Below are 8,884 nucleotides of genomic sequence, written 5' to 3' on the forward strand. Positions count from 1 at the left end.
TAGATGAAATTAATATAGATAAGTATTTACTACGATTGCCTTCCTATTTTTCTTAGAATTTTTTTAGTGAATCAAAATTTAAATTGCGTATACATCTTTTGTACTAGTAGACCTAAGTCTAAAAGTATGTACAATTACACCATTTGACTAATGGGTAAACTTCACAAACTGATATATACTAGTATTGTGTCTTGCCTTTTTAGGTGTAGTACACAGCCGGTGATTGGCTAGTGGATGTTCTTCCATTTTGCCAGTGCCGGTTTTTTGTTGGATAATAGAGAAAATGAAGTTTTTATAAGGAAAGAAGGGGTTGTTTTGAAAGATGTAAATTCTATCTTTATGAGAGAAAAGATTGCTAGTTTTTATCTTTATTTTATTTCTTTTCTTGGTTTGGTTACTATAACTATATCTTTACTTGAAATTAAAATCCCTTCTCATCTAACAATACTAATATTGTTGTTACTTTTTATGGGGATTGCAGAGTATTTTCCTGTAAGATTTTGGAGAGGAACTAGTTCGCTTACCTTTCCGATAATTTACGCTATGAGTTGGCAGTTTGGAATCCATATAACTATTGTTGCTATTGTACTTGTGACGCTAATTATTCACCTGCATCGTCGTTCACCGATACAAAGAATGTTATTTAATAGTACTCAACATGCACTTAGTTTGATCTTTGCCAAATGGTTTTCAGACAAATGTATGTCCTTAATAATTAATAAGATAGGTATGTCAGTTCTGTATGAGAATTTAATATCTTTGTTATTATTTTGCATGTTTTTTTGTTTTTTCAACAATCGCTTTTACGATTTGTTAATGATACTTCTTCCGCAGCCATATTCAATTTATCAATGGTATAAAAAAACTATTACGGTATTTCTTTGCGAAACTTTTGGTTTCTCTTATGCGGCACTGATGCATGTACTAATTAGTACATATAGTGTGGAAGTAAACGAAGTTACAGTGCTGTTTTTCTTTTTTCCACTTGTAGCAACTTCCGTTATTAGTTCTTTTTCTGTACGGATAAGGATGGAGAAAGAACGATTATATGAGTTATTTCTTATTACGACCGAAATTAGTCGAGGATTAACTGGAGGAAACTTGAAGCATATTAAACAAGCACTTAAAGGTTTTTTTGGCATACAAGCATATGTAATATGGACAAAAGATGATGGAAACTGGAATATTCTATTAAAAGATGGGAAAGTTCGCCCTGATATTTCTGATCATTTAGAAAATTACGATGCGTTTGAGGGACTTTCTAAAAATCTTGTATTTAATGATTGGAAAATTGGTACGGCTCCTGGAGATGAAATATTTGAAAGTGTCATACGCTCACTTGTATATTTTCCTCTTATTGTTAATGATGAACTAGTCGGAATGTTTGTTGCAGGGAAAAGTAGAAATGCGGGCTTCTTTCCAGAAGATGTACAGTCGTTAGCTACATTTTCTAACCAATTAGCTAACGTAGTTAAAACAAGGATATTAATTTCTGAACAGGAAAAAAGAATGATTTTAGAAGAAAGAAATAGAATTGCTCGAGAAATTCACGATGGTATTGCGCAAACATTAGCCGGGGTGATATTCCAACTAGAATCCGCGCAGAAAAAATACCGTGATAAACCAAAAGATATGCAGCAAGTAGTAGAGAGAAGCATAAAAGATTTAAGAGGAAGCCTAGGAGAAGTTCGCTATTCTATTTATGCTTTAAAACCATATCCGACACAACAATTGGGACTTAAGCAGGCGATAGCAAGTAAAATAAAATCTTTAAGACAAGAATATGAACTAGACATTACATATCATGAAAGAGGTCATGCACGTGCGCTTAGTTTTTCAAAAGAAAGAGTTATATTTGATACATTACAAGAGAGTTTGCAAAACATTGTAAAACATGCACAGGCAAAAAAGGCTGATGTTTTACTCAGCTATCAAAGTGAACACGTGCTTTTAAGGGTTAAGGATAACGGAGTTGGCTTTTCACTATTTGAGTCTATGGTTAAAACGAAGAATGAGCCACATTATGGTATATTACATATGAATGAACAAGCTGACCAATTAGGGGCTACTTTACAGATTGATAGTTCTGTAGGAAAAGGGACAGAAATTACACTGTTAATTCCAGATTCACAAACAAGGGGTGCGTAAAATGATTAAAATATTAGTAGTAGATGATCATGCTTTTTTACGGGATGCAATTCGGAGCATACTAGAGGATGAATCTGATATGAAAGTGGTTGGAGAAGCTAGCTCTGGGGATGGAGTATTGGGAAAAGTAGAAGAATGCCGACCAGATTGTATTTTGATGGATATTAATCTTCCAGAGAAAAATGGGATTGAAGCTACAGAGTTAGTGAAAAAAAAATATCCGAGTTGCCGTGTACTTGTGTTTACAATGTATGAACATGACGAGTATTTAATGGATGCACTCCAGGCCGGTGCTGATGGTTATTTATTGAAGGATTCATCATCAGATCAGGTAGTAGCAGCAATTCGAATGTTATATCGAGGCGATTCAGTCATTCATCCGCGTATGACTAAAAAATTAATTACATATCATCAGCAAAAAATGAAAGTAGAATCAAATGAAAATGAACTGACGGAACGTGAAAAGGAAATTCTCTTTGAACTAGTAAAAGGACTTAGTAATAAAGAAATTGCTGAAGTTTTATATATTAGTGATAAAACAGTTAAAATTCACATCAATAAAATTTTTAAAAAGCTAAATGTGAAAAGTCGATCGCAAGCAGTGATTTATGCAGTCCGAAATCAATTAGTTCCGCTAGATTAAATAAGAAATCTATCAAAGAACTATCGTGTCGCTTTATTCTGTATTACAAAGAATAAAGGACAAGGTAGTTCTTTTGTACTATGTAGGCATAGAATCCTTAGAGAAAAGATACTCCTTTTGTTTAATTTTCAGAATAATCAAAATGTGAAATAATAAAAATAGAATTACATTTTAATCTTGTTAATAATTCATTTTGTGAAAATCTTTTGTTGGAAATAAATTACGGAGGGCTCTTATAGAAAGAGTAAAGTGAGTGGTTAGCTATGTGAGGTATGGGGATGGTAGTAGTGTTGGAAATCTTTCATGATACAAAAGATTAAGATTAATAGAGTTTCCAATGCTACATGGGAATTTAAGAATCAATTTGTTTCAAAAAATAATATTAATAATGGGGAGATGTAATATGAAACGAGGGAAATTTGGAAAGATTCTTATTGGAACGTTAACAGTTGGAATGTTATTGTCTCAAGGAATTCCATATAACGTATTAGCGGAAGAGGTAAATACATCTACTTTAACTGGAATTGATGATGCAAATGCTATCTTAAAAGGTCTTACAAAGGAACAACGTAATGCCTTAAAAACGTTAGATACAAGACCAGGTTTTGTTATTTCGCCAGGTATCAATACAACAAGTCCTAATAATGTGAATGTGATTATAGAATTTAAGCAAGCGCCTAGCAAAATAGAGGTATTAAAACAAGCGGCTAAAGGGAAAAAATTAGCTCTTTCAAATGCGGAACAAAAGGTAGAGGCATCACATAAAGGATTTAAAGCAGAGCTTGAGCAGCTTCAAAAGAATAAAGAGAAAGGGACAAATGTAAAATCTGCAAAAATAACAAGAGAATATAAGAATGCTTTTAATGGTGTAGCGATTTCTTTACCAGCAAATATGATCGAAGACTTAGTTCGTACCGGTATCGTTAAGCGCGTATGGGAAGATCATGAGGTTAAAATTGATTTGCCGAAAGGAACAACTAAGACTGTTGTTGAACCGAAAATGGCGGATAGTGTACCGCAAATTGGTGTGGACAAGCTGCATGATGAAAAAATAACAGGGAAAGGAATTAAGGTAGGTGTACTGGACACAGGTATTGATTACAACCACCCGGATTTGAAAGATGCATATAAAGGATATCGTGCAAAACAAGGTGAAGATCCAAGTAAAATAGATCCGAACTCCATAAAAGGATGGGACTTTGTTAATAATGATGCTGATCCAATGGAGACAACGTATAAGGATTGGCAAAATTCTGGAGGATATCCAGAGATTTATGAGGGGAGTGCATATTATACATCCCATGGTACGCATGTAGCTGGGACAATTGCTGCAGACAAACAGAATAGTGTGGATTATGCAGTGAAGGGTGTTGCTCCAGATGTAGATTTATATTCATATCGCGTATTAGGCCCATATGGAAGTGGACAAACAAGCGGTATTCTTGCTGCGATTGATAAAGCAGTGAAAGACAATATGGATGTTATCAATTTATCACTAGGTGCGTCTATTAATGATCCTTTATATCCTACTTCTGTCGCAGTGAACAATGCGATGTTAGCTGGTGTTGTTACAGTTGTAGCAGCAGGTAATAGTGGTCCGGAAGAAGGTACCATTGGATCACCTAGTGCAGCGGCACTTCCGATTACTGTTGGAGCCAGTAACGCTGCAATGAAAATCCCAACGTTTTCCGTCGATGCAGGTGATTTACATGTGGATAAGATGATGCTACTTGGAAAAAGCTTTACTGATAAGATTGAAGATTTGAAAGGTCAATCCGTATCAGTTGTATATGCAGGGCTCGGGAAATCAGATGATTTTACAGGAAAAGATGTAAAAGGAAAATTAGCTCTTATCCAACGCGGTGAGATTACATTTGATGAGAAAATTAAGCATGCTAAGGAAGCAGGCGCAAAGGCGGTAATCGTATATAACAATGTAGATGGTGAAATTACAAGTTATCTTGGGGAAAGTACTGCATCTATTCCATCGTTCCGCTTAACAAAAGTAGATGGTGAGAAATTACAAGCAAAAGCTGTACAAGGAGATGTGTCGTTAGCGTTTGGGGAACTAAGTAATATAAAAACAGAGGGAGATCACTTAGCTGATTTCAGCTCCCGTGGTCCTGCAACTAAGACAGATGATATTAAGCCAGATATTGTAGCACCAGGTGTGTCTATTTTCTCAACTGTTCCTGAATATATTAATGATCCAAAAGATGGAGAAAATTATCCGATAGCGTATGGACGTATATCAGGTACCTCTATGGCAACTCCTCATACTACAGGGGTAGCGGCACTCATTTTACAAGAACATCCAAATTATAGTCCATTTGAAGTAAAAGAAGCACTCATGAATACCGCAGTTGACTTAAAAGAAGAGCGTTCTGTATTTGAGGTGGGCTCAGGACGAATTGATGCATACCGTGCAGTTCATGCAGATACATCAATCGAGGTTGTTGATAAAACATCAAACGTTGTAGGTGATGAAGAAGTAGAAATTGAAGAAAAAACAGGTTCTATTGCATTTGGGTATAAAAATCAAATTGAAAATGGGCCTATTAAAGATAGTCGAAAAGTTTTAATTAAGAACAGCAGTAAAACAGATGGGAAAGAGTTTAAATTAGAGGTGAAATTTTCACCTACAAGTGTAGGTGTGCAAGATGCAGCGAAGAATGGTGTGAAGCTAAACGTACCAGATTCTATTAAAGTAGCTCCTGGTGCATCAGAGGAAATTAGCCCTGAAATTACCATTCCTGAAAACGCTGAATTTGGTAGATATGAGGGCTATATTCATATTTCAAATAAAAACAATGAAAAAGAAGTATATCAAGTACCATTTGCAGTTAAATTCACAGAAAAAGGGATTGCGTCTGTAGATTTACTGAGAGATGCAATGGCAACAGATGCTTCTAAATTCCATCCATTTATGGAAAGACCAAGTTCGCCGTTGACATTTAAATTAAATAGTCCTCTCGAAACCATTGATGCAATTGTAAAGGACCGAACGACAGGGAAGGCATTAGGAGTCGTTGGTACACTTAATGCAAGTAGTCTAACACCGAATGTTGGATATATGATGTTTTCTGGTATGGGAGGGTATGTACTTCCATTCACAGGAGATCCAGCTCATCCAATTGCGGATAAACCTGTTATGTTGCCTGATGGAGATTACGAATTGAACTTCGTTGGATATGATAAAGAAGGAAAATCTTATACAAAAGGCGATAGCATTATCATTGATAATGTAATACCTGAAATGAAATTTAAGGATGTACAACCTGGTATACACGAAGTCAATGATTCTATGTTTAAAGAAGAAGACGGCCAGAGTGCATTATGGGTGCATGGTAATATTTATGATTCTACAGTAGATGCATTAAAGGCAAAAGGGTTGCAATATGATCAAAAAGCGAATCAAATTGTATATTATCAAAACTCAGCCTTCCCATCAGGATGGTTGAATACAATTCAAGCAAATGGTGATTTTAAATTTGGAGTACTTCCAGAGGAAATAAATGAGCCGTTAAATTTAAAATTATTTGGATATGATCTTGCAACTGCAGGGAATATGGCAACTGGATATAAAGATTACGTCTTTGTAAAAGAAGGGACAGAATACGCTGTTCCAAGTTATGACAAAGATAAAATCAAATTAGGAGAGAAAATTACATTAACTTTGAATCTTAATAATGTAAAACAGCTTATGTCAGGTACATTTGAAATTCCTTATTACAAGCAGCTATTTAAATTTACAGATGTGAAACCAAATCCAGCACTTACGGAATATGTAGAACAACATGGATTGAACCTTAAATTAGAAGATCCGAAGATAAGTGAAGCAGGAGCTTGGGAAAACAAGGTGAAAGTTGGCGCATCATTGGAGGGAAAAGAATTTAAAGGATTAGATGGAGATAAACCATTTTTAGATGTTACATTCGAGATGACGAACGATGAATACTTTAATGGTTTGACTGCATTTGGAGTAGATAAGTTCTCTTATACAAAAGTTGGTGCATCAGAAGGCATTGAGATTCCCGCGTTTAAAGATAAATCTTTTGCTATTGTTTCGAAACATTCAACGGTTACAGGATATATTGGCCCGGAAGCTTTCTTGAATGAAGAGGGGTATTTAGGTAAGAAAGACTATACAAAACTAGGAGCAAAAGTGTACGCAGTTGGCAAGGATGGAAAGAAATATACAGGAACGATTGGTGATAACGGACAATTTGAAATTCATAGTGTTCCAGTAAGCGATAAAGAATATGATATTTTCGTAGAAATGCCAGGTCATTTAAATAGTAAATTAACAACAAAAATAGGGAAAATGCAGGATGGAGAATTAGTGGGACAAAACTTTAGAGCTGACATGGATGATAACCTTGCAGGTGATGTAAACGGCGATAAAATGGTAGATATTCAAGATGCTAGAATAGCAGCTTTATCGTATGGAAAAGGAAAAGTATCTGTAAAAGATGGAGATATAAATCAAGATGGTGTTGTAGATGAAACGGATGTTCGTTTAATTGAGAAAAACTTCTTGAAAAAGGGACCAGATGCTAAAGGAAACGAGAAACCGAAAGAAAATGTAGGGCCAGTGACGTTAGAGAAAATTTTACGCTCTATCGGTTTAGAACCAAAAAAATAAGTGGACAAACTTCTAGAGTAAATAAAGGCATCAGACAATGGATATTAAATGAAATGGATTGGTTAACAAATGACCGGTAATGATTTACGGTAACATTACCGGTCATTTTAAGAGTCATAGTCGTTTGGGTACATGAAGTAACTAGTTTAAAGTAAGTTCGCTTTCATTATGGGACAAGGAAGTTGCTTAATTATTATTGTTGTTTGTGGGATGGAAATAAGGTTTGTAGTTTAAACTTTAACAATAGGGGGACTTGTGAAATGGGTATGAAGAAAAAACTTGGTATGGGTGTTGTAACTGCAGTGCTTGGCTTATCCTTAATTGGCGGGGGAACATATGCATATTTTAGTGATAAGGAAGTATCACAAAACACGTTTGCAGCGGGTACTTTAGATTTGAGTGTGAATCCAGAAGTTGTTATTAATGTCGACAATCTGAAACCAGGTGATGAAATGGAACGTGGTTTTCAATTAGTAAACAAAGGAACCTTAGCAATAGGAGATGTGAAACTCCTGACAGATTACAGTGTAATCGATGCGAAAGGGGATAATGGAAATGCTGATTTTGGTGATCATATCCGTGTTGATTTCTTGTGGAACTTGGATAAAAATGAGGTTCCGATTTGGTCTACTACATTATCTGAATTAAAGGTAGCTACGCAAAATGGAAATATTCCTAATCTTGTAAAGAACGGTATTGTAGATCGAGAAGGAAATGGACTTGCTCCAGGTGATGATGATACGTTTTATGTAATGTTTACATTCGTAGATAACGGTGAAGAACAAAATGTATTTCAAGGAGATGCGTTGAAATTAAATTGGACTTTTAACTCCATGCAAGCAAGCGGTGAAGAAAAGTAAGTGTAATAATTTGTATACTATATGTGTGAGACATATCGTATACAAATGAAGGCGTTTATCCTCAATGGTAAAACTCCTTATAAAAATATGGGTGAAAAACTTGATGATGATTTCCCTTTTAAAACACATCGTAAACATATTTTGCGATGTGTTTTGTTGTAAGTTGGAGAGTACAGAAATATTAAATGATTATCCAGCTTTTGAGATACTTTGAGGGAATTTAGCACCTTACGCTAGCTTAGCAGCTTTCCTGTCCCCTTTATCCCCAAGAAGACGTAATCCAGTTATGATGAGCATACATCCTCATACGCGAAATTGAAAGTAACAACTAGTGCATGCTCACAAAACTTTTCATCCTATGGCAGAGAAGTTCTAGAAAATCAAGAACACCCTGCAGAGAATAAGCTGAGGGACTTACTGGCTCATGTAAAAGAGAAGTATATGAAAGTGAAGGGCTAAATTTTAAAATTCTAAAAAGGGTGAATGGATGATGTTAGGGATAGGGTTGATTGTATTAAGTATTTTACTTGTCAGCATTGTATTTTTACCATGATGCTTTATTCCAAGTGAGACAGAAAACATGTAGTA

General features: G+C 35.3%; 4 protein-coding genes. All 4 read left to right on the forward strand.

Annotated features, from left to right (window positions below):
- Positions 1-315: 315 nt before the first annotated feature.
- Entirely contained in the window at positions 316-2,148 is a 1,833-nt protein-coding gene (locus tag ACQGSG_RS23635) for a GAF domain-containing sensor histidine kinase (protein WP_098592100.1), read from the forward strand.
- 1 nt (position 2,149) lies between these two features.
- The gene (locus tag ACQGSG_RS23640) at positions 2,150-2,791 is read left to right on the forward strand and encodes a response regulator (protein WP_000590674.1); all 642 of its coding nucleotides are present in this window, start codon (positions 2,150-2,152) and stop codon (positions 2,789-2,791) included.
- 403 nt (positions 2,792-3,194) lie between these two features.
- Positions 3,195-7,436 carry a S8 family serine peptidase gene (locus ACQGSG_RS23645; protein WP_325842893.1) on the forward strand — a complete coding sequence of 1,414 codons (4,242 nt, stop codon included), beginning with the start codon at positions 3,195-3,197 and terminating at the stop codon, positions 7,434-7,436.
- Positions 7,437-7,696: 260 nt separating this feature from the next.
- Positions 7,697-8,296 (forward strand): TasA family protein, encoded by a 600-nt coding sequence (locus ACQGSG_RS23650; protein ID WP_000525504.1) that lies wholly within the window; start codon positions 7,697-7,699, stop codon positions 8,294-8,296.
- The last annotated feature ends 588 nt before the right edge of the window (positions 8,297-8,884 follow it).

The sequence above is a fragment of the Bacillus sp. GMa5/1 genome, from assembly GCF_050172015.1.
Taxonomy (GTDB): domain Bacteria; phylum Bacillota; class Bacilli; order Bacillales; family Bacillaceae_G; genus Bacillus_A; species Bacillus_A cereus.